The sequence below is a fragment of the Flavobacterium sp. genome (assembly GCF_027482425.1).
Lineage (GTDB): Bacteria > Bacteroidota > Bacteroidia > Flavobacteriales > Flavobacteriaceae > Flavobacterium.
The window spans coordinates 1-21134 of sequence record NZ_JAIXWA010000051.1; the positions used below are offsets into that span (position 1 = coordinate 1).

The 21134-nt window shown below is 43.0% G+C and carries 19 protein-coding genes and 1 tRNA gene; 12 read left to right on the plus strand and 8 right to left on the minus strand.

Annotated features, from left to right (window positions below):
• Nucleotides 1–378: 378 nt before the first annotated feature.
• Complete coding sequence (locus Q0037_RS06890; protein WP_297516913.1) at nucleotides 379–915, minus strand: CIA30 family protein; 537 nt, start codon at nucleotides 913–915, stop codon at nucleotides 379–381.
• Between the two features lie 237 nt (nucleotides 916–1152).
• Between Q0037_RS06890 and Q0037_RS06895 the strand changes: the two genes are divergently transcribed.
• A complete protein-coding gene (locus Q0037_RS06895; protein WP_297516914.1) occupies nucleotides 1153–1794 on the plus strand; it encodes an O-methyltransferase in 642 nt (213 codons plus the stop codon).
• Here the strand turns inward: Q0037_RS06895 and Q0037_RS06900 are convergent, their stop codons facing one another.
• The 5 genes from Q0037_RS06900 to Q0037_RS06920 all read right to left on the minus strand — a co-directional run bounded on the left by Q0037_RS06900 (nucleotide 1795) and on the right by Q0037_RS06920 (nucleotide 6293).
• On the minus strand, nucleotides 1795–2349 hold the full coding sequence (locus tag Q0037_RS06900) for a phosphatase PAP2 family protein (protein WP_297516915.1): 555 nt from the start codon (nucleotides 2347–2349) through the stop codon (nucleotides 1795–1797).
• The gene (locus Q0037_RS06905; RefSeq protein ID WP_297516916.1) at nucleotides 2349–2711 is read right to left on the minus strand and encodes a twin-arginine translocase TatA/TatE family subunit; all 363 of its coding nucleotides are present in this window, start codon (nucleotides 2709–2711) and stop codon (nucleotides 2349–2351) included. Before Q0037_RS06905 ends, Q0037_RS06900 begins: the two co-directional genes overlap by 1 nt.
• Before the next feature lie 38 nt (nucleotides 2712–2749).
• The gene (locus Q0037_RS06910) at nucleotides 2750–4996 is read right to left on the minus strand and encodes a M1 family metallopeptidase (protein WP_297516917.1); all 2247 of its coding nucleotides are present in this window, start codon (nucleotides 4994–4996) and stop codon (nucleotides 2750–2752) included.
• 63 nt (nucleotides 4997–5059) lie between these two features.
• Nucleotides 5060–5557 carry a DUF6702 family protein gene (locus Q0037_RS06915; RefSeq protein ID WP_297516918.1) on the minus strand — a complete coding sequence of 166 codons (498 nt, stop codon included), beginning with the start codon at nucleotides 5555–5557 and terminating at the stop codon, nucleotides 5060–5062.
• Nucleotides 5550–6293: a carboxypeptidase-like regulatory domain-containing protein gene (locus tag Q0037_RS06920; RefSeq protein ID WP_297516919.1), complete on the minus strand. Its 744-nt coding sequence runs from the start codon at nucleotides 6291–6293 to the stop codon at nucleotides 5550–5552. The genes Q0037_RS06915 and Q0037_RS06920 overlap by 8 nt, the downstream gene beginning before the upstream one ends.
• Nucleotides 6294–6391: 98 nt before the next feature.
• Here Q0037_RS06920 and pepE point away from each other — a divergent pair, with 98 nt between their 5' ends.
• Nucleotides 6392–7099, plus strand: coding sequence for a dipeptidase PepE (pepE, locus tag Q0037_RS06925; protein WP_297516920.1), 708 nt, complete (start codon nucleotides 6392–6394; stop codon nucleotides 7097–7099).
• Between the two features lie 57 nt (nucleotides 7100–7156).
• On the opposite strand, the gene Q0037_RS06930 is transcribed toward pepE, so the two are convergent.
• Nucleotides 7157–7232, minus strand: a tRNA-Gly gene (locus tag Q0037_RS06930).
• A 109-nt stretch (nucleotides 7233–7341) separates the two neighbouring features.
• On the opposite strand from Q0037_RS06930, the gene Q0037_RS06935 reads away from it, so the two are divergent.
• Nucleotides 7342–7806, plus strand: a complete 465-nt coding sequence (locus Q0037_RS06935) for a GNAT family N-acetyltransferase (protein ID WP_297516921.1) — start codon at nucleotides 7342–7344, stop codon at nucleotides 7804–7806.
• The gene (locus Q0037_RS06940; protein WP_297516922.1) at nucleotides 7803–9491 is read left to right on the plus strand and encodes a L,D-transpeptidase family protein; all 1689 of its coding nucleotides are present in this window, start codon (nucleotides 7803–7805) and stop codon (nucleotides 9489–9491) included. Before Q0037_RS06935 ends, Q0037_RS06940 begins: the two co-directional genes overlap by 4 nt.
• Here Q0037_RS06940 and Q0037_RS06945 read toward each other — a convergent pair.
• Nucleotides 9462–10154, minus strand: coding sequence for a murein L,D-transpeptidase catalytic domain family protein (locus Q0037_RS06945; RefSeq protein WP_297516923.1), 693 nt, complete (start codon nucleotides 10152–10154; stop codon nucleotides 9462–9464). The genes Q0037_RS06940 and Q0037_RS06945 overlap by 30 nt on opposite strands.
• 250 nt (nucleotides 10155–10404) lie before the next feature.
• Between Q0037_RS06945 and Q0037_RS06950 the strand changes: the two genes are divergently transcribed.
• The 8 genes from Q0037_RS06950 (at nucleotide 10405) to Q0037_RS06985 (ending at nucleotide 21120) form a co-directional block, all read left to right on the plus strand.
• Nucleotides 10405–12828 (plus strand): DUF5916 domain-containing protein, encoded by a 2424-nt coding sequence (locus Q0037_RS06950; RefSeq protein WP_297516924.1) that lies wholly within the window; start codon nucleotides 10405–10407, stop codon nucleotides 12826–12828.
• Between the two features lie 89 nt (nucleotides 12829–12917).
• Nucleotides 12918–14435, plus strand: coding sequence for a 2,3-bisphosphoglycerate-independent phosphoglycerate mutase (gpmI, locus tag Q0037_RS06955; protein WP_297516925.1), 1518 nt, complete (start codon nucleotides 12918–12920; stop codon nucleotides 14433–14435).
• 118 nt (nucleotides 14436–14553) lie between these two features.
• Nucleotides 14554–15192, plus strand: a complete 639-nt coding sequence (locus tag Q0037_RS06960) for a leucine-rich repeat domain-containing protein (protein ID WP_297516926.1) — start codon at nucleotides 14554–14556, stop codon at nucleotides 15190–15192.
• Between the two features lie 2 nt (nucleotides 15193–15194).
• Nucleotides 15195–15893 (plus strand): TerC family protein, encoded by a 699-nt coding sequence (locus tag Q0037_RS06965; RefSeq protein WP_297516927.1) that lies wholly within the window; start codon nucleotides 15195–15197, stop codon nucleotides 15891–15893.
• Nucleotides 15894–15896: 3 nt separating this feature from the next.
• On the plus strand, nucleotides 15897–16562 hold the full coding sequence (locus tag Q0037_RS06970; protein WP_297516928.1) for a TetR/AcrR family transcriptional regulator: 666 nt from the start codon (nucleotides 15897–15899) through the stop codon (nucleotides 16560–16562).
• Nucleotides 16563–16564: 2 nt separating this feature from the next.
• Nucleotides 16565–18229: a peptidase domain-containing ABC transporter gene (locus Q0037_RS06975; protein WP_297516929.1), complete on the plus strand. Its 1665-nt coding sequence runs from the start codon at nucleotides 16565–16567 to the stop codon at nucleotides 18227–18229.
• A 5-nt stretch (nucleotides 18230–18234) separates the two neighbouring features.
• A complete protein-coding gene (locus Q0037_RS06980) occupies nucleotides 18235–19599 on the plus strand; it encodes an HlyD family secretion protein (RefSeq protein ID WP_297516930.1) in 1365 nt (454 codons plus the stop codon).
• Nucleotides 19600–19737: 138 nt separating this feature from the next.
• Nucleotides 19738–21120 carry a TolC family protein gene (locus tag Q0037_RS06985; protein WP_297516931.1) on the plus strand — a complete coding sequence of 461 codons (1383 nt, stop codon included), beginning with the start codon at nucleotides 19738–19740 and terminating at the stop codon, nucleotides 21118–21120.
• Nucleotides 21121–21134 lie beyond the last annotated feature (14 nt).

Genomic DNA, 21134 nt, shown 5'->3' on the forward strand with positions numbered 1-21134 from the left:
GAATTGACGTTGATTAAGTAGAAAAGTTTTGTTTAGTTTAAATGTTTATTAGGTGTAATAGTGTAACGGAATATTGATTGATACGTTCATTTTCAAATTGGCAAATTTTCAAATTGGCTCATTGACACATTGACACATTGACACATTGATTATATGTATCACAAGGTTTTTTTACCGCAAAGACGCAAAGTAAGCGCAATGTTCGCGAAGTTTTTAAGAACACTAAGTCGCTACGCTTGGCAAAGAATTGACGTTGATTAAGTAGAAAAGTTTTGTTTAGTTTAAATGTTTATTAGGTGTAATAGTGTAACGGAATATTGATTGATACGTTCATTTTCAAATTAACTCATTTTCAAATTGACTCATTGACTCATTGACTCATTCCACAGCAATCCAATCGATAAGCAAGGTGAAATCTTCTTCCTGTTTGTTGGCAATGAGGAAACTGATTTGGGCGATGCGGTCAAAATTAAAGTTAGGCATGGCCAACATACGCCCTCGGAATTGGGGGTAAAAGTCGTTGAGGGGCAAGCGAATTTCCTGCCATTGGCCGTTGGTGCGAAAAGGCTGCACATACGATTCGGGTTGGTTTCGGGTTCCTTTAAGACGAAACTCATACCGCTTGCCATCGCCCTTGAGACGAAGAACGATATGGGTTTGGTTGGGGGTAAGGGATTGAGCGGTGTCCCATTGTACTGAAGCAAAACCGCCGTTGTAGGCAAGGGAAACCTGTCCCGAAAATTCACCATGCCCTTCGGGAGTGAGACGAATAGTACTGCTAGAAATTCCGCCCATAACACCATCGTTAACAATGCGCCATTCCCGCAGGTTAGTTTCGGAGGAAAAAGTAAAAATCTTCTTTTGAGGTCCTTCGTGGGTAAGGCAAAGAACGAGCAGAAGGCTAATGTATTTCATGGGGTGCCATTTTTATGAAAAAGAAAGAGTACAAACAACCCTTTGAGGCTACTCCCTGGTTTTTTTGAACTTCTTTCCGTTCGAAGGTACGAAGATTTTTAGTCGTGAATCATAGAGCCTCTAAGAAAGTTAATTTAAAACTTATAAATCAATCTTTATGCATCCCATATAGCACAACCAAATACTAAATAAACCAATTCCACCTCAAATTCGTACTTTTGCCAAAAAAATTACCGCATGCATTTCATCTCCGAAGATCTAGAGCATTATGTTGAACAACATTCGCAAGACGAACCCGAATTGCTGGTGCGACTTTTTCGGGAAACGCACCAAAAGGTATTGCAACCGCGCATGCTGAGTGGGCATTTTCAGGGTCGGGTGTTGAGTATGCTGTCAAAAATCATTCGCCCTAAACACATTCTCGAAATTGGAACGTATACCGGGTATGCCGCTTTGTGTTTGGCGGAAGGATTGGCACCTGAAGGAACTTTGGACACCATTGATATCAAAGAGGAATTGGTGGGTATTCAACAAAAATATTTCTCCCTTTCACCTTGGAAAAATCAAATCACGGCGCACTTAGGAGATGCCCTAGAAGTAATTCCAACGATGGATAAAAAATTTGACTTGGTCTTCATCGACGCCGATAAAGAAAACTATATCAGGTATTTCCACCTTATTGTACCGATGATGAATCCGGGTGGGATTATCTTGTCGGATAATGTATTGTGGAGCGGCAAAGTGCTAGAGGAACTGGATCCCCGCGATACGAGTACAAAGGTTCTTTTGGAATACAATGCGTTGTTGAAAAATGACCCGCGTGTGGAAACAGTCTTGCTTCCTATCCGCGATGGCTTGACGGTGAGTCGGGTGCTGTAATTAGTGTTTTAAAACGAACTTGCGAAACAACCGATAGGTTCCGTAGCCATAAACTGCCCCAAAAAAGTACCCCGTCAAAATATCCCCCGGGTAATGTAAGCCCAAATAAATGCGACTGTAGGCAAAAATCAAAGGGAACAAAAACAATAAGGCCGCATACTTGTAATAGAGTCGCAATACTAAAAACACCACCACTGTTGTGGCCATCGAATTGGTGGCATGTCCCGAGTAAAAACTGAAAGAGTGGCTGTGTTTGACCACGCGAATCAAACCTTCAAGTGCTGGCTCATTGCAGGGCCGCAAGCGCATAAAATAATTTTTAAACAAATTGGCTGATTGGTCGGTCACCACCAACAACACGGCCATAAAAAGGAGTAGATACAAAAAAGAAACCCGTCCCAATTTGCGGTACACCACATAAAAAACCAGGATAAAAAAGGGCGTCCAATGGAGTTGTTTGGTCATAAACAACCAATAGGGATCAAAGGGTTTGGACCCTAAGTTGTTCAGCCAAACAAACAGCTGTTGGTCCCAAGAAATTAATCGGGCTAGCATTAGCGTTTTCTTTTTATCGGCCCCGTGAGTGATTCGATATCTTCCTCTATCGCTTTAACAGGATTAAGAGGGTCATCGAGCAACGCATTTTCATTCAAATCAATGATTCCGCCGGGAGCCACACTTTCCTTTACCTCCTCTACTTCACGGGTAAACGAATCGGTTAAGGTGCTCATAGACTTGGTAAGGTCTTCGGTTTGGGCGCTTTTTTGAATTTCGTATTTGATTTCATTGGTTGTACTCTTCAAATTGGCCATAAACTTCCCAAACGTGCGTGCAAATTCGGGAATCTTATCGGTTCCGAAGAGCATCAAGGCGATGAAAATAATAAAGAGCAATTCTCCTCCCCCAATTCCAAACATAGTCCTGTGTTTTTAACGACCCAAAGGTACGAAGTTCTTTAATCAAATTTGGATTTCTCCGCTTGTTTTGGCCACACATTGTTTTGGGTGTCGATGTCGGCCGTTTCTTCTTTAGGGTCCACCGTAATCTTTGTAATGGCTTTGTTCGTTGCAAACGTACGGCTCACCTCTTTGTCGTTCATACGCCAAATTTGTGCCGGGAAACGGTGCATTTCGGTGGTACCGTCTTCAAACGTAAGTTCGACCAACAACGGCATCACCAATCCGCCGGGCTTGTCAAAAGTGACTTGGTAAAAGTACTTTGGCGACTTTAAGGTTGCGCGCTCTTCGGCGGTAAAACGTTCATTGAGATAGGTGTCCAAAGCTTGATAGTCTTTAATCACAAAAGGTTTATTGAGTTCGGGTTTGTAATCGGCCGAACCTTCTTCGATCATATAGACCATCGGACCCATAGGAGCATTGCGGCGGCGACGGTTTTTGAGAAACTCTTCCACTTCTTTGGAGGGTTCGTTACTCACAAAATATTTTTTCACTTCTTTGATACCAATATTATTGTAATCGGTCGTAAAGAACCAACCGCGCCAAAACCAATCCAAGTCAACCGCCGAAGCATCTTCCATCGTACGGAAAAAATCTTCTGGCGTAGGGTGTTTGAATTTCCAACGGTTGGCATACACTTTAAACGCATAATCAAACAACTCGCGTCCCATAATGGTTTCGCGCAATATGTTCAATCCACATGCGGGTTTCCCATAGGCATTGTTCCCAAATTGACGGATGCTTTCGGAGTTGGACATGATCGGCTCGAGGTTTTTTTGGTCGCCACTCATGTACGGTACAATATTTTTGGCAGGACCTCGGGTTGCGGGAAACTTCGGATCCCATTCGATCAAGGCCATATACTCCATAAACGAGTTTAACCCTTCGTCCATCCAAGTCCATTGGCGTTCATCTGAATTCACAATCATGGGAAAATAGTTGTGCCCCACCTCATGAACGATGACCGAGATCATTCCGTTTTTCACGCGATCGGTATATTTCCCATCAGGATCGGGACGCCCCCAGTTCCAACAAATCATTGGATACTCCATCCCTTGGTCTTGGGCATGCACCGAAATGGCTTTGGGGTATGGGTAATCAAAGGTGTGGGCCGAATAACTTTTTAAGGTGTGGGCCACTACGCGTGTGGAATAGTCCCCCCACAACGGATTTCCTTCCTTGGGATACAGGGAAATAGCCATCGCTGTTTTACCCGCTAACTGCACCGCCATGGCGTCGTAAATGAATTTTCGGGAGGTAGAAAAAGCAAAGTCGCGAACGTTTAATGCTTTAAACTTCCATGTTTTTTTTGCCTCAGAAAACCCTTTTTCCGCCGCGATTGCTTCGTCTTGCGTGACTACGATTACGGGTTTGTCAAATGTTTTTTCGGCCAAGGCATAACGCTCGAGTTGGGCTTTGGTAAATACCTCTTTCCGGTTGAGCAAATCACCAGTCGCTTCAAGAATATGATCGGCAGGTACGGTAATTTCTACGTCAAAGTTCCCAAAGGGCAAGGTAAACTCCCCAGACCCCCAGAATTGCTGGTTTTGCCACCCCTCTACATCATTGTACACCGCCATTCGAGGGTAAAACTGAGCGATGATGTACACATTATTTCCATCGGCATCAAAATGCTCATAGCCTGAACGACCGCCGTCGAGCAAATAGTTGTTAACGTTATACCACCATTTAAGGTGAAGCTCCACTTTTTCGCCCTTGGCTAAAGGTTTGGGCAATTCCACGCGCATCATCGTTTGGTTGATGGTATAGGGCATCGGATTCCCTTTGGCGTCGTTGACATATTCGATACGGAATCCCCCATCGAAACGCTCTTCCAAGTATTTACGGGAAAATTGCTTCACGCCCATGGCGGGTTCGGTACGATCGCCATTTTGCAGGGGAGACAAGGAGGTACGTGACTGCTGATTTTGGTCTAGTTGCAACCAAAGGTAGTCGAGGGCCTCACGGGCATTGTTGGTATAGGTAATGGTTTCCGTACCATAGACTTTTTGGGTACGGTCGTCCAATTCGACTTTGATTTTATAATCGGCTTGCTGCTGATAATATTCAGGCCCTGGCGCCCCAGAAGCCGTACGGTACATATTGGGTGTTGCCAATAAATCGTACATCTGTTTGAATTTATCAGGATTTCGATAATTCGAATCGGGTTGGGGTTTGTCTTGGCCCCATGCCGTAAAAGTGATACCAAAAGCGAGTCCGAAAAGGGTTAGTAGTGATTTACGCATAGCCATATATTTTTTGTGCCCTAAAATTACTTTTTTTTGCGAGGTTAACTGCAATAGGGCGAATTATTTTAACATTCCTTTGGTGTTTTCGGCAGTGAGGAGTAGCGTTTGCTTGGTCCCGTTGTATTGAAAATGCATCATGTTTTGTTGGTCCTCAAAAAGCTCGGTAAACACCGTATTCTCGACTTCCAAGGGGGTGGCTTTTGGGACGTTGGGAATGGAGAAATAACAAACGACAACATTACCATCCAAGGCTTTACTTTTGAATTGTAAGGTCTTGGGTTGTCGACCTATAGTGAGGCGCAAATGGGCGGCAAAGTACTTTTTCAAATCGGCGACATCGGCTTCAGTTTCTTGGTCGGAAGCGAGATAATGACGCGTTTTGTACTTTTTATCCATGGCGGTATTTAAGTCGTCGGCAAAGACGCGCGCTGTAATTTCTATACGTTTTTTGGAGGCATTGTGATCTACTTGAAAGATGGCTACATAAAATTTATGCACGGAAAATCCAGTGGTCAGTATCCACAACCCTAAGCATCCGAAAAGCAAGCGTTTACTCATTTTCTTTGGTTTTTAAAAATTCAACAACCAATTGCGTTAATTTGAATTGCAGACGGGTTACATTATTTGTTTTCAACAAATCGCGCACTTCGGCATTTTCGACAGCATAGTATTGAAACGCTTTGATCTGATCGGGGGGAAGGCGAAGTTTATCCGTAAAATAAACCGAATCCAATTGGACTTCCATGGCCTCAAGGGCATACTCCCGACGTTCAACCTCAAGTTCTTTTTCCAATCGTTTGGTTCGCCCTGTAATGGCGTTGATTAGTGGGTCAAGCGGCATTCCTCCTAGCGGAATCAGTAAAAATTGCCAAGGGCTAAAACGTCCCGCGGTTTCCAATCTACGTTCGGCGGGGGTGTACTTTTTGGGTTTGTAATCGATAATCCCCATTTTTTGCGCGTCCAAGTGAATGATGTTGACCTCATCCAATTGATAAACGGCAGTCTTTAATTTGACAATCACGCGCCCTTGTTGCTGGTGTAGGGGTTCGATACGCAGGTAAAAATCTTCGTAGCCTACCGCACTAAATTTTAAGGCCTCTTGCTGTTGTACGGGAATGCTAAATTTTCCTTGGGCATCGGTAACTACGCTTACTTGCGAAACCATATTGGTCACATTGATGTTGGACAATTCATTGCGCATTTCCGAGAGCACGATACCTTCCAACCGAAAGGGTTTGGGTTGCGCTTGAAGCAAGGTTGCCGAGAAAAAGAATAAAATCCAGACGTATCGCATGGGGTAAAAATACCGAAATTTCAAAGGCCTTCGGTGGTACTATGCGTCTAAATTTTTGTTAATTGTTACCTTTGCCGTTCACGTAATGGTGCTAACTCATGAAAAAAATGGTGATTGCAAGCACTTCCACTTTGCATGGAGGGGCTTATTTAGACTACCTTCTCCCGCGTTTGTCGACGCATTTTGAAGGCGTCAAAACCCTTGTGTTCATTCCTTTTGCCCGTCCGGGTGGCCTATCGCACGACGCCTACACGGCCAAGGTGCAAGAGGCTTTCGCCAAAATAGGCATTGCCGTGGTTGGGTTACATACGTTTGCCAACCCAAAGCAAGCGGTACTGGAGGCTGAGGCCCTTTTTACCGGGGGTGGCAATACCTTTCAATTGGTTTCGCAATTGTATGCTTTGGATTTGTGGGAGAATTTGCGTATGGCGCTAGCACAAGGCACACCGTATTTGGGGTGTAGTGCAGGAAGCAATATTACGGGTCTATCGATGCAAACGACCAATGATATGCCAATCGTGTATCCGCCATCGTTTGAAACGTTGGGGGCTATTCCGTTTAACTTAAATCCGCATTATTTGGACCCTGATCCGAGCAGCACCCATATGGGAGAAACGCGAGAAACCCGAATACAGGAATTTCATGTGTACAACAGCATCCCTGTATTAGGTTTGCGCGAAGGAAGTTGGTTGGAAGTGGAAGGCGATCGTATTCGGTTGATGGGGACGTTGACGGGACGTTGGTTTACCCCAAATCAAACGCCCATGGAATTGGTACCTGGCACAGAGTGGCCGTTGGAACAATAATTCAAAAGTCACATATAAGCATAAAAAAACCTCTAGTTTCCTAGAGGTTTTGTATTTTGGAGCGGAAGACGAGGCTCGAACTCGCGACAACCAGCTTGGAAGGCTGGAGCTCTACCAACTGAGCTACTTCCGCTTTTGTGGATGCAAATATAAGACGATTGTTTTTATCTGTGCAAGTTTTTTATAAAATTTTTTTGCCCGACATTTATACTCTCAATTGCGCGAAAGCTAACAATTTTAGGATGAATAATTTATCCCCTTTTCCTGCTGACACAAAATGTTCCCCTCTCTCGGCAAGTGCTGTGATTCCTATACGGCATGCGGTTTTGCGTCAGGGAAAACCGCTATCAACCTGTTTTTTTCAAGGCGATGACGATGCGGCTACCCAACACTGGGGCGCATGGGAAAATGGACAATTAATTGGCGTTGCTTCGGTATATGCTGTTCCCCGACCCGACGCACCCAACGAACGAGAATACCAGTTACGCGGCATGGCTATTTTGCCAGAACACCAAGGGAAATCGATTGGAAAATGGCTATTAACAGCCCTGGAAAATACACTAAAATCAAACGGTGTAGAACGAATTTGGTGCAATGCTCGAACCACGGCGGTACCGTTTTACCGTCGCCTTGGTTATGCGAGCGAAGGAAACGAATTTGAAATTCCGGAGGTAGGGCCCCACTGGCGAATGGTAAAAACACTATGAGAAACGCAGGATTTTGGAGCATCGTTCTCCCTGGATTGCTTTGGTTCGGATGGATGACTAAAAATCCGAGGATGAAGTCTCGCCCTGAATCTCGACTGACTACAATTGATTCTACCCATATTTTGTTTGAAAAAAATGGGTTGCTCAAAGACTTTTACCGACATACCCTGTTTACCCCCGTGTGGAGCGACACGGCTCTTCGCGACACGTTACTCCTGCACATCGGGCAAGCCGAATGGGAAGGTTTACGAGCATCCGATTACGACTACAATCTCCTAATCCAACGGCATGCGCAATTTGACAGCCTCTCCGATTCACTGCAAATTGACACCGAGATTCGCTTCAGTCGCAGTGCCTTGCGTTGGTTACGCCATGCATCGGATGGAAAACTCAATCCTAATTTACTTTATGAGGATTGGGACTTGAAGCGCACGCCGACGCCAGTAGCACAAATGCTTTATGAGGGGCTGCAACAACAAAAACTTTCGGCTTTGCTCACAGACTGTCACCCCAAACATCCCGTATATCAAAAGTTGAAACGGGCGCTTCGACTGCTGAAAACCTACCCCGATAAATTTATCGGATTGGTCAATTTGAAGGAAATCATTAAACCCAATCAAAAAAGTAAATACATGCCCATCATCAAAAAACGATTGATGTATTGGGGAGACCTACCCGAGAAAGACACATTGCTTACCACGACCTATGATGCCAAAACACGGACCGCGGTGCTTCGTTTTCAAAAAAGACACGGCTTGCGGCCCGATGGCATTATAGCGCGCGCAACAATAGATGCCCTTAATTATTCCCGAGATCAGCGAATCGAAGAGATTGTGGTCAATATGGAACGATGGCGATGGTACCCTAAAAATTTGGGCGCACACTATTTACTAATTAACATTCCCGATTACACCTTGGTTGCCGTCAAAGCGAACGATACCATTCAAATGCAACGCGTGGTTGTTGGGCGCGACAGTCGACGGACGCCTATACTTACCTCAAAGATTACCAACCTCCATTTGAATCCAAACTGGACAGTACCACCCACCATTTTGAAGGAAGACATTTTTCCCGAAGCCGAAAAAAATCCCAACTTTTTCCGGAAAAAAGGCTTACAAATTATAGACCGTAACAACCAAGAAGTTGCCCCCGAAATATGGCGCTTAGAGGATGCTTTTAAATACCGTTATGTTCAAAATCCGGGGCGCAACAACTCGTTGGGTCTGATGAAAATTAATTTCCCCAACCGATTCACAGTGTATTTACACGATACCAACCATAGAGATTATTTTTCGCTTTCGTTTCGTTCCTTGAGTTCGGGTTGTGTCCGCTTGGAACGTCCACTCGAAATGGCGGCTCATTTACTCAACGATACTCTACAATGGCCTTTACAAAAGATAAAAGACACCACCAATATTAAGCATTATCAAAAATTACGTGAGGCAAAAATCAAAGCATTAGAAAAAAAACAAGCCCTCGTTAAAGCCAAAAATCCGAAAGCAAAACTAGCGCCCATTCAACTTCCGAAAGCCGAGTTAAAAACCATTGTGCTAAAAATCAAAGAAGACATTCGGATACACCAATTCTATTGGACCGCTTGGGAGGAAAACGGAACACTTCACTTTAGAGAGGACATTTACTGTCTCGATTCCGATTTATATACTTTGCTGCGCTATAAAAGTTGATTGTTCCAAATAGGTAGCTTGTGGCGCATAAATAAAGAGACACGAACCGTTTTGAATGGTAGGAATAATTACTTGAGCATCATTTTGTGAAAGCGCGGGACACCCCTGACTTCTGCCTAGACGTTGGTGACGTTGAATGTGTTGCGCTGAAACATAAGTGGCTCCATGCATCACAATCGCGCGTTCGGCTGCTTTATCATTGAAGCCAGGTTCCATGCCCTTTAATTTCATCGCCAATCCGTGTTTCCCAAAATAAGTGCTCCCTGTGAGATAGAACCCAAGACTGCTTTGTTGAGACTCCGGAAAGTTGGAAAATTCCGTTGGGGTAATCCAACCTGAGTTCCGACCATGGGCAACATAGGTGTGTTGTACTACTTTGAGCTGTTGCATATCGATGACCCACAATCGCTTTTGTGTGGAGGGCAAACTAAAATCGACGACCGTGAGATACGGGTTATTGATTTTCCCTGAAGCTACTAATTTTTGGTACCCTTGTTCGGCATAGGCAAAACAGGTCCATGATGGATTGGAACTCGATTGAGCCGTAAGCTTTTGAAAATGAAATTGCACTTCCGAAAGCGAAAACGAAGGTATCTTTTTTGGGGTGGGCACCGTTGTAAAAGACACCAATAGTAGGCATGAAACCAATACAAGACCACGCATCAGGCATCTGAATTTTTGGGTTAAGTAGTATAATTTGGGATTTCAAATGTAGGGAGTTGTCCTGGAATGACCAAGAAAAAAAACACAAAAAAGACGATTAAAGTCGTAATTTATCGATGAAATGCATATTTATGTTAAAAATATAAGATTTTTAACAAATAAATTGGCGTGTATTTCAAATTCCAATTACATTCGCACAGCCCGATACGATTCGGGAATATGGTTATATTTGCACACCAACCCACTGTTAATGAAGCCAAGAATCGGATTTATCATCCTCCTTTTATTGCTTTCGGTTTACGGCCTTGCTCAGGCCCCAAAGAAAACGTTACGCACCCAATTCTCAGATGAGAAGTTTACTATTGATGGCGTACTTGACGAAAAAGCATGGACTACTGCTGAAGCGGCTACCGATTTTGTGATGATTGAGCCCGACAATGGCACGTTGGAAGAACCTACCCGCAAATCGGTCGTAAAAGTAGTTTACAGTAATGAAGCCTTGTATGTGGGCGCCATCATGTACGATAGTCAGCCAGAAACCATTTTACGAGAATTAACCATACGCGATGACTTTGCTACAGCCGATCATTTTGGAGTGATTTTAAACGGCTACAACGACGGTCAACAAGATTTCCGATTTTTTGTAAGTTCGGCGGGCGTGCAACAAGACTGTGTGTACACGGACGCAAGTGGAGAAGATTTTTCATGGGATGCCATTTGGGAAAGCGATGTCAAAATCACTGATTTCGGTTGGGTAGCCGAATTTAAAATTCCTTATGCGGCCTTGCGATTTCCTCCTAATGCGAAACAAACTTGGGGCATTAACTTTTATCGGGAGGTTAAAACCTTACGTTTTCAATATACTTGGAATTTAATCAATAATAAAATTGGCACCGAAGCCAATCAAGCGGGTATATTGGAAGGGATTGAAAATATCAAAACCCCTACGCGCCTCTTTTTTATTCCCTATTCTTCGTTTTACCTCAACACCAACAATACTCAAAAAACGAATGGCGAACTCAAAGGCGGAATGGATATCAAATATGGAATCAACGACGCCTTTACCTTGGACGCCATTCTAATACCCGATTTTGGACAAACCAAATTTGATAATGTGGTGCTCAACTTGGGACCCTTTGAACAAACCTTCAATGAAAACCGTCCGTTCTTTACGGAAGGGACTGAAATGTTCAGCAAAGGGGATTTACTGTACTCCCGTCGTATTGGGGGCACTCCCATTTTGCAAGAAAATTTGGGTCCTAATGAAGAAGTTGTAGAGCGCCCTGTAGCCGTGAATTTGTATAATGCCATGAAAATCTCCGGACGTACCGAAAAAGGCTTGGGTGTGGGGATATTGAATGCGTTAACCCAACGTATGTTTTCGGATATACGGAATACGGTGACAGGAGCAACACGAAAGGAATTGGTGGAACCTTTAACCAACTACAATTTAATGGTCTTGGACCAACGTTTTCGCAAAAATTCTTCGGTAAGTTTGATCAATACCAATGTTACCCGCGAAGGTCATTTTCGGGATGCTAATGTAACGGCACTTTTGTTTGATTTGAACACTCGTGAAAATACTTTCAACCTGAGTGGCGATTATAAAATTAGTACCATAAAACGCCCTGAGGCACGTGATTTAACTGGATACAATAATTCCCTATTTTTTGGTGAAACTAGCGGCAACTATCGTTTTGGAATCGGCGGACAATATGTAAGTACTTTCTTTGATATCAATGATTTGGGCGTCAACTTTCAAACGCATTACCACTCGTTGTATGCCAATGCGAGTTACAGGATCCTGAATCCTACCAAACGATTCAACACGTTTAGTTTGTTTGTAAACGGATATTCAGAATTTGATAACCGAACGGGACGAGTACAGCAATTCAATTTGCGTTACAATATGAACATTGTCGACAAGAAAAATGATTACTATGGTTTTGGTATAAGTACGCGTCCAGTAAAAGTGTATGATTTTTATGAAGCGCGCACCGAGTTTGACACCCGATTTTTAACACTTCCAGAGACGTTCAATGTATTTGCGTACATCTCTACCAATTACAACCGTCCTTTTGCTATTGATTTCAATCCCTCTTTCACCTATCTCAATGAAGAGGGTCGTCGTTCGTATTATGTACAATTGGCGCCGCGCTACCGTTTTTCGAATAAATTTTCGATGGTGTGGGATTACAGTTTTAATTTCCAAAACAACAATATTGGATACACAGGGCAAAACGATATTTTGGGCAACATTTATATGGGGCGCCGTGATGTCACCACACACACCTTGGCCATTACTGGAAAATACTCGATCAATCATAACATCACCATCAACCTTATTGCCCGTTACTACTGGTCGTATGCCTTGTACAACCGGTATTACAGTTTGAATACCAATGGTTCATTGACCAATTTGGGAGCCGATGCCTTTGATGCCGATCAGAATTTCAACACGTGGAACTGCGACTTGAATTTCTCATGGTGGTTTGCGCCGGGAAGTCAAATCAACATCTTGTACCGCAATAATGCCTTTTTATTGAATAGTGCAGATTTCAATATTGACACCCGCAGTAATTTTGGGCGTGTTATGAGTGCCGATAGCTTAGACCACATTCTTTCGGTGAGTGTTCGCTATTTTGTTGACTACAATTCGTTACGAAAAAAGTAATATTCCCACTGTATTTTTGAGAATATTCTATGGGTGGAGACTTGATTCAGCCCACCGAATTGCCGTACCTTTGTTCAAATTATTTTGCAATGAATTCAAAAGTTATTCTCATGATATTGGACGGTTGGGGAAAGTCACCCGACCCCAAAGTTTCGGCTATCGACAATGCCCAAGTTCCCTTTATTCAGAGTTTGTACACCCGCTATGCCCATGCTGAATTGCGCACCGATGGGTTGCATGTGGGACTCCCAGAAGGACAAATGGGAAACTCCGAAGTGGGCCACATGAATCTCGGTGCAGGTCGCATTGTATACCAGGATTTGGCAAAAATAAATTTAGCCGTACAAAACCAAACCTTACGCAACGAGCAACCTTTAATCAATGCTTTTGAATATGCTAAAAAACATGATAAAAAAGTCCATTTTTTAGGGTTGGTTTCCAATGGGGGCGTGCACTCGCATACGTCTCATTTATATGGTTTGTTGGATGCGGCGGCTTCTTACGACTTAGAACACGTGTACATTCATGCATTTACGGATGGCCGCGATGTTGATCCGAAATCGGCGCAAACCGACTTGGCTAATTTACTTGCCTACACCCAACAATCTAACGCAAAAATTGCTAGTGTGATTGGACGGTATTATGCCATGGACCGCGACAAACGTTGGGAAAGGGTAAAGTTAGCCTATGACCTACTAGTTCATGCAGAGGGTGAAAAAACTAGGGACATCCTTGCAAGTATTCAGCAGAGTTATAAAGAAGGTGTAACCGATGAATTCATCAAACCTTTGGTAGTGACGCAAGCCAATGGGGAGCCCATGGCTGTTATCGCGGAAGATGATGTGGTGATTTTCTTTAATTTCCGAACCGATCGTGGTCGCGAATTAACAGAAACCTTGACGCAAAAAGACTTTCCGGAGTTTGGTATGCATAAATTGCCTTTGTATTACGTCACCATGACGAACTATGATGATACCTACGAAAATGTACATGTCATTTACGACAAAAACAACTTAAGCGAAACCTTGGGGGAAGTCCTTGAAAAAGCCGGAAAAAAACAGATTCGCATTGCCGAAACCGAAAAATATCCCCACGTGACCTTCTTTTTTTCGGGAGGAAGAGAAGTCCCGTTTGAAGGCGAAAGTCGCATTTTACGCAATTCACCCAAAGTAGCTACCTACGATTTACAACCCGAAATGAGTGCGTTTGAATTGAAAGACGCTTTAATTCCAGAGCTACTCAATGAATCGGCCGATTTTGTTTGTTTGAATTTTGCCAATGGCGATATGGTGGGACACACCGGAATCATGGAAGCGGCCATTAAAGCTTGTGAAGCCGTCGACCAATGTGTTTCCGAAATTATTCCCGTGGCTTTAGCACATGGGTATACCACCTTACTCATTGCCGACCATGGAAACTGTGAAACCATGATCAATCCCGACGGTTCCCCCAACACCGCCCACACCACCAATCCCGTACCGTTGATTTTGATCGACTCCGATCGCAAACACATCGAAAGTGGGATTTTGGGCGACATCGCTCCAACCATTTTAACCTTAATGGGGATTCCGCAACCGGCAGTCATGACAGGTCGTTCGCTAGTATAAAAACGATGCAATTTATTATTCAAAGAGGCTTTCATTCGGGAGCCTCTTTTTTATAATTAAAAGTTAAAATTTCATAACTGAAAGTATTACTATTATATTTGCGTTAAAATACTTAGATATGAAACGCGGACTACTTTTAGGAATCATCGGTTGCATGCTGTTTTTGGGCATGCCAGTAGCCGCACAGCAAACAATGACCGGCTACTTTACCAATTTGGAAGAAGCCAAAAAGAATGCTTTAGCTGTAAAACAATTGGATTTAAACAATTTTTCTGGAACATTGCCCACCGATTGGGATGTGTTGTTTCCCAACTTAGAATCGTTGTCGCTGCAAAACGACAATCTACGTGAAGTTCCAACGAGCATTACCCGTTTAAAAAAATTAAAAGTGCTCAACTTGAGCGGAAATCCGATACGCACGGTACCCGAGTCGATGGCCCAGCTGACGTCGTTGGAAGAACTGTACCTCAACAACGATGTGGCATTGGATTTACCCCAAACCCTGAAAATCTTGGCCAAGTTGCCTAAGCTAAAGTCCTTACATTTGGACAATGACGGACTGGTTCAATTGCCTCAGGAGTTGTATGCGTTGAAGCAGTTGGAATCGCTATACCTCAATAACAATAAATTACCTGAGATTCCGCGTCAATTGGAGGGGCTTCCTCATTTGCAATACCTTGAGATGCGCAACAACACATTACAACCCGATGTAATCGATACCCGTAACTTAAATTTTGGTTTTAAAATTCAATTGTAATCATGACAGACGCTATTATTGCCCTACTTTCTTTAGTGACCCTTGAAGTAATTTTGGGTCTTGACAACGTTATTTTTATTTCCATTTTGGCCGACCGTTTGCCCGAACAAGAGCGTAAAAAACTGCGTTTTTGGGGACTAGGATTGGCGATGATTATGCGTTTGGTACTGTTGACCGTTATCGCTTGGATCATGAAATTGGACACCACCCTCTTCACTATAGCCAACATTCCCTTTTCGGGGAAAGGCATCATTTTATTGCTGGGAGGCCTCTTTTTGATTTATAAAAGTACCAAAGAAATTTACCACAAAACCGAGGCCGCCAATCCCGATGCCCTTAGCGCACCAAAAAAAGCTACCTTTAGTCGTTTGTTGGGTGAAGTAATTCTTTTGGATTTGGTTTTTTCTATCGACTCGATTATTACTGCGGTAGGGATGGTGAATGAAATTTGGATTATGTATACGGCTGTGATTATTACAGTAATCATCATGTTGTTTGCTTCTAAACCCATTAGTGAATTTATCAGTAAACACCCTTCGTTTAAAGTATTGGCGCTTTGCTTTTTGATGATGATTGGTGTTTCCTTGATTGCGGAAGGATTGCACTTTGAAATTCCAAAAGGATACATTTATTTCTCAATGGCATTTGCCTTTTTGGTCGATGTGATTCAGATGAAAACGATTCCGCAAAAAAAAGACTAAACCATGATTTTAAACCAGATCATTATTGCTGTAAACGATAAACTTTATGTCAAAAATCCGGAGTCTTCCGATTTGGGACGCAAGATTATCCAGCACAGCATCCTCTTAATAGACGAAATCGGCTTTGATGCCTTTACGTTTAAAAAACTTGGGGAGCGCATTGGTTCGAATGAAAGTTCGTTATACCGCTATTTTGAAAACAAACACAAATTATTGTTGTACCTTTCCTCCTGGTATTGGGGATGGATGGAATACCGATTGGTTTTGGAAACGAACAACATCCCCGACCCCAAAACGAAGTTGTTGAAGGGCATCGAGATATTAACCGAAAAAGTAAAAGACGACTCGGCTACGTTGCACATCAATGAAGCGTTGCTAAACAACATTATCATTTTGGAATTTACCAAAACGATACTGACCAAAGAAGTCGATCGCGAAAATCGTGAAGGTTTTTTCTTGGTATACAAGCGCGTCATCAACCGTTTGGTCAATTTAATTTTGGAAGCCAAGCCCGATTACCCTTTTGCTAAAAGTTTGGCTTCGTCAATCATTGAAGGTTCTTTGCATCAACATTTTTTGAAAGAGCATTTGACCACCATTACCGATTGCAATGATGCCCAATCGCCCGCTGTTTTTTATAAAAATCTAATGGAACAAATTTTAAAATAAGTATGAAATCCACCCCTCTTCAACGCCTCACTGGCTTGCTAAAAGTTGACCGAAAAGATGTGACCCAAATCATCTTGTATGCGGTTTTTGCCGGACTGGTGAGTTTATCTCTTCCACTTGGTATTCAAGCCATTATCAACTTAATTCAATCGGGTCAAGTGAGTGCTTCATGGATTCTTTTGGTGGTCATTGTGGTTTTTGGAGTCGCTTTGAGTGGCGTTTTATCCGTCATGCAATTGCGAATTACAGAAAACTTACAACAGAAAATATTCATCCGTTCCTCGTTTGAATTTAGTTACCGATTGCCGAAAATTAAATTTGAAGCACTATACAACACCTACCCTCCCGAATTGGCCAACCGTTTTTTTGATACGCTCACCATTCAAAAGGGAACCTCCAAATTATTGATTGATTTTTCTTCCGCTTTATTGCAAATCATCTTTGGAATTATTCTACTCTCGTTGTACCACCCGTTCTTCATCTTGTTTGGGTTGTTGTTGCTGTTTATGCTGTATGCCATTTTCCGCTTTTCCTACTACAAAGGGCTCGACACAAGTTTAAAAGAGTCCAAATACAAGTATAAAGTCGTGGGTTGGTTGCAAGAAATCGCCCGCAACAGCATCAGTTTCCGTCGTCGTGAAAACTTTGATTTTGCCTTGGACAAAAACGATCATTTGGTCAAAGAATACTTGGTCAACCGCGAAAAACATTTCAACGTCATCAAACGCCAATACATTCAATTGATTGGATTTAAAATCTTAATCACCGCTTCGTTGTTGATTATCGGTGGATATTTAGTCATCAGCCGAGAAATGAACATTGGACAGTTTGTCGCAGCTGAGATTATCATCCTTTTGGTGATCAACTCGGTAGAGAAAGTCATCTTAGGCTTGGAAACCTTTTACGATGTATTGACTTCAGTAGAAAAAATTGCCCACGTGGTCGAATTGGACACTGAGAAAATGGAAACTAAAGAACCTGAATTTTGTTATACCAACATTCAAATCGTTACCGATCATTTGTGTTTCAAATTTCCAGACAGTCAGGATTCGGTATTGTCCAACATCAATCTTTCAATTAACCCCGGAGAAAAGATTTACTTGGACGGACGAAACGGCTCAGGAAAATCAACATTAATTCGAATTCTTTCAGGATTGATGCAACCCACATCGGGTTCGTTTTCTATCAACGACGACACGTACCGCAAAGTTGATATCAACCAATTCCGTTTGCATATTGGCACTATATTGAATGGTGAAACCCCTTTTGAAGGAACTATTTTAGAAAATATAACCTTTAAAAATGTACATGTCCCCGACGAACAAGTGAAATGGGCCATTGATAGTGTTGGCTTAGGTAGCTTCATCAAATCACTTCCCGATGGATTAGACACCATGATTTATCCGGAAGGCCGTCAATTATCCTCTTCCAATGCGCAAAAAATCTTGTTGGCACGCAGTATTGTAACCCAGCCTAAAATTTTATTTTACGAAGATCCTTTGGACAAAATGGATGATGATGCCGCTATAAAAATCATTGATTTCTTAACCGATTCGAAGCATCCTTGGACCTTAATTGTGACCTCTAAAAATCCGTATTGGAAACAAAAATGCCAACGCATTATCCAAATCTCTGAAGGTAAAATTAGTAACGATATAACGCAATAACCCTTATGCTTAATCTATCCGACAAAAATCCGATTACCGAAAAAATTGAGCAATACACTACGGTTAAAAATCTAGCCGACCGTCCCCATTACAAAATACTCAATCGCATTATCCTTTGGGTATCCATTATCATCGTCATCATTTTATTTTTGCCGTGGACGCAAAACATTGGCGGAACAGGATCGGTCACTACGCTCAAACCCGACCAACGTCCCCAAACCGTGCACAATGCTATCGCGGGCCGTATTGAAAAATGGTTTGTCAAAGAAGGAGACTACGTGAAAAAAGGCGATACTATTTTGTTTATTTCCGAGATCAAAGATGATTACTTTGACCCCGAATTGGTGGACAATACCAAGAGTCAAATGGAAGCTAAAGCTATGGCTGGAGAATCCTACGGCGACAAAGTGGTTACATTGGGAACCCAAATTCAAGCCATCGAAAGTGAACGGAATTTGAAACTGCAACAAGCCAAAAACAAAATTCGTCAAGCGCTGCTTAAAGTTCAAAGCGACAGTATGGACTTGGAGGCGGTGAAAACCCAACTTAAAATTGCCAACACCCAATTCAACCGGGCAGTGACCTTAAACAAAGAAGGGCTAAAACCCTTGACCGATGTAGAAGAAAAACGCTTGAAATTGCAGGAAGTAGAAGCCAAAATCATCACCCAAGAAAACAAATTTTTAGCAAGTAAAAACGAGTTAATCAATACTCGTGTCGAAATCAACCGTATCGGTGCCGAATATGCCGAAAAAGCGTCCAAAGCACGCAGCGATCGCTTTACAGCAATGAGCAACCAATTTGATACCGAAGCACAGGTAAACAAACTCAAAAACCAATATACCAATTACCGCATTCGTAACGGACTGTATTACATTACCGCACCGCAAAATGGCTATGTCAACCGCGCCTTAAAATCGGGACTTGGGGAAACCATCAAAGAAGGGACCGAAATCGTGAGTATCATGCCCGCCAATTATGACATTGCGGTAGAAACCTATGTGAGTCCCAACGATATTCCGCTAATTCACAAAGGGGAGCGCGTACGAATTTGGTTTGATGGATGGCCAACCATCATCTTTTCGGGATGGCCCAATATGTCGTATGGAACCTTTGGAGGTCGCATTGTGGCCGTGGAGAATTTTATCAGCAGCAACGGTAAATTCCGCGTATTGATTGCCCCCGATCCCGAAGATCAAGCCTGGCCAAAACAAATCAGCATTGGTTCAGGAGCCCAAACCTTGGCCTTGTTAAACAATGTGCCGGTTTGGTATGAAATCTGGCGAACACTCAACGGATTCCCACCCAACTATTACCAACCCAAAGGCGGTAACAAAGGGGAATCCAAAACCGATGGCAAAGGAAAATAATGAGGAACGAATGGCTTGGGCTTCCCGGCCATCCTAGTTCCTGCTTTCTGTTACAATCCGCAGCCGTTTGGCAACGGCCACGGGATTTTCACGGCAATCAGGGTTAAAAAATTCAGGCTTCAGGCCTACTTGAAACATATGAAAAAAATACTTTTCTTCCTCATCACAATACCCGTTTGGGGTCAGAATGTAGAGTCAAACATTCTCACCTACAACGAGTTTTTGGGATATGTGAAAAAATTTCATCCACGGGTTAAGAGCGCCGATTTAAACATCAGCAATGCCCAAGCTAATTTGATGATGGCACGGGGAGCCTTTGACCCTAAAATTGAAGTGGACTTTGACTCCAAACAATTTAAGGGAAAGGAATACTTCTCGTTGTTGAATAGCAGTTTTAAAATTCCTACCTGGTACGGCATCGAGGTCAAAGCCGGTTTTGACAACAGCGAAGGGATTTTTGTCAACCCCGAAAATACACTGCCCAATCAAGGACTGACCTCCTTTGGAGTGACGGTTCCGCTGGGTCAAGGACTTTGGATTAATCAACGGATGGCCGATTTGCGTAAAGCAAAAATCCAAATCAACTTGGGCAACGCCGAACGTCAATTGGAGGCGGTTCAGGTGCTTTATGAAGCTTCGGTAGCGTATTTCAATTGGAAACGAACCTTTGACGAAGTGCAACTGTACACGACGTATTTGACAAATGCTGAGATACGATTCAAAGGGATTAGCGGTTTGATTCGCAACGGTGACAAACCCGCCATCGACAGTGTAGAAGCGGGAATTATCGTGCGCAATCGTAAATTGAGTCTCACCGAATCCCAGTTGAAATTGGTGAAAGCTAAACTGGAGTTGTCCAACTTCCTTTGGTTGGAGAACAACATTCCCATGGAGTTACAAGACACCATGATCCCCGAACCCGAACTGGAAAAAACGATTCAGGAAACCTTGCGCACCAACGCTTTGATGGCGGGCGATGTTAGTTTGAACAACCACCCCAAAATTACCGCTTTGGAAAGCAAAGTGAATCTGCTCGAAATCGACCGAAAGTTGAAGGCCAACATGCTTTTGCCGAAAGCCAATGTGGGGTATCATTACCTTTCGGAACCGAGTGCATGGAACAATCGGGATTTTGAGAATTATAAAATTGGCGTCAACTTTTCCTTTCCGTTATTTTTACGAAAAGAACGCGGTAGTTTGAAATTGGCCAAATTTAAAGTGCAAGACGCACAATTTGACCTCAACCTGGAACGCGTTCAATTGGGGAACAAGGTCAAAGCGCAACAAACCGAATTGAATTCACTACTCGAACAAGGGGTGTTAACCAATCAATTGGTCAATGACTACCAAATCATGTTGCAATCGGAAGAACGCTTATTTTCGTTTGGAGAAAGTTCCATTTTCTTATTGAATTCCCGCGAGAACAATTTGGTGACGGCCCAATTATCAGCGATTGCCTTGAACAACCGTTACCTAATTTCCAATGCCGAACTTTTCCGCATTATGGCACAACCCGATTAACGAATAGGACCAAT